Source organism: Paracoccus sp. SSJ (assembly GCF_030234105.1).
Lineage (GTDB): Bacteria > Pseudomonadota > Alphaproteobacteria > Rhodobacterales > Rhodobacteraceae > Paracoccus > Paracoccus denitrificans.
The window spans coordinates 1-1,508 of the sequence record NZ_JASSPE010000065.1 but is presented as its reverse complement, the minus strand read 5'-3'; the positions used below and the strand labels follow the sequence as shown (position 1 = coordinate 1,508).

Here is a 1,508-nt window from a genome sequence, read left to right as displayed (position 1 = left end):
GCCGACGACGGCCAGCCTCATCAGCGGCGAAGATCTCGATTGGTGAAACAACTGAAGCGCATGCCATAAGGCAATGCCTTACGACCATTTGCTAAGTCAGAGCAGACGGCCCTCACCGCAGGCTTACGATGCGACCACGACGCTGCAGGTCGCCTGCACCGCTTCCACGCCCTATGATATCGGCCTGAACGAAGGCGTCGGGCCTGAGGCGACCATCACCACGCGCCAGATGGCCTCGGGAGGCGATACGGTCAGCTATCAACTGTTCCGCGATGCCGGCCATACCGCCAACTGGGGCGATACCGTCGGCACTGACACTCAATCGGGCACAGGCACCGGGGCCACGCAGTCCTATACGGTTTATGGGCGCGTTCCGCCGCAGACCACCCCGGCGCCCGGTGTCTATAGCGACACCGTGACGGTCACACTCACCTATTGAAGGACCGGCACCATGATCAGTCTGCTTCGCAAGGGTCTCGTTGCCGCCGCAATCACCTTTGCCTCGACCCTCCCGATGCAGGCGCAAAGCCTGCGCGTCTCGCCGGTCACGCTTGATGTCCAGGCGCCGGGCGCCGCCACCTCGCTGACCATCCGCAACGAGGGTAGGGACACGATGACCGCGCAAGCGCGCAGCTTTCGCTGGATCCAGCAGGGCGGGAAAGAAAGCCTGCAGCGCACCGGCGACGTGGTGGTCAGTCCACCAGCCGTGCGCCTGCCGCCGGGGGCGACGCAGATCATCCGGGTGGTCCGCACCAGCAAGGCGCCGGTGCGCGGCGAGGAAGCCTATCGCATCATCATCAACGAGGTCCCGGACCAAGCCCACCGGCGCGGCGGTGCCGTGAACTTTGCGACCGAATTGCGCATCCCGGTGTTCTTCTCGGGGCGGGGCGCAAGCAATCCTGCGGTGGCGTGGACGCTGCGTAACGCCGGAAATGCGACCTATCTGGTGGTGCAGAACCAAGGCGACACGCGGCTGCGGCTGGCCGATCTGACGCTGGCGGGGGCAAGCGGCGCGTCGGTCTCGCATCCCGGTCTGGTGGGCTATGTGTTGGGGGGCGCGACGATGCAATGGCCCGTGGCAGCGGCGGGGCGTCTGGGTACGGGCGCGCGGGTGAAGGCGCAAACCAATCTTGGCGCAGTCGATGCGGGAATTGCCGCACGCTAGCCATGGCCGGCGGGCCCTGCCCGGCCGGTTCGGGGATGGCGCAGACATTCACGGTCCACGGTAGAGTGCCGCCCCAGAACACTCCGCCGCCCGGCAATTATTCGGACACGGTGGTCGTGACGGTGACATATTGAGGCGGGCTGACCGCAACATGCCTGCGAGCACCTGGGTCCGGGAGCCTTGTGGTTGAGATGTATCTTCAAGCGCGGATCGTTGGTAACGGCCCGATTGTTACCGCCTGCCTGAGTTTGGGCTGATGGATTAAGGCACGTGCATAGTGACGTCGTTAATGACGTGTCTTATGCGGGTGTGGGGATGCGGGGCGATATTCTTGGACTGGAGC

3 protein-coding genes are annotated in these 1,508 nt (G+C 64.8%); all 3 read left to right on the top strand.

Translation table 11 applies throughout. From position 1 onward, the window contains the following. Positions 1-73 precede the first annotated feature (73 nt). Genes QPR87_RS23515 through QPR87_RS23720 form a run of 3 tightly spaced genes read left to right on the top strand, consistent with a single transcriptional unit; the run spans position 74 to position 1,299 of the window. Positions 74-439 carry a Csu type fimbrial protein gene (locus QPR87_RS23515; RefSeq protein WP_285051569.1) on the top strand — a complete coding sequence of 122 codons (366 nt, stop codon included), beginning with the start codon at positions 74-76 and terminating at the stop codon, positions 437-439. A gap of 12 nt (positions 440-451) precedes the next feature. Beyond that, a complete protein-coding gene (locus QPR87_RS23510) occupies positions 452-1,165 on the top strand; it encodes a fimbrial biogenesis chaperone (protein ID WP_285051568.1) in 714 nt (237 codons plus the stop codon). Next, a complete protein-coding gene (locus QPR87_RS23720; protein ID WP_350310477.1) occupies positions 1,069-1,299 on the top strand; it encodes a spore coat protein U domain-containing protein in 231 nt (76 codons plus the stop codon). Before QPR87_RS23510 ends, QPR87_RS23720 begins: the two co-directional genes overlap by 97 nt. Positions 1,300-1,508: the final 209 nt, after the last annotated feature.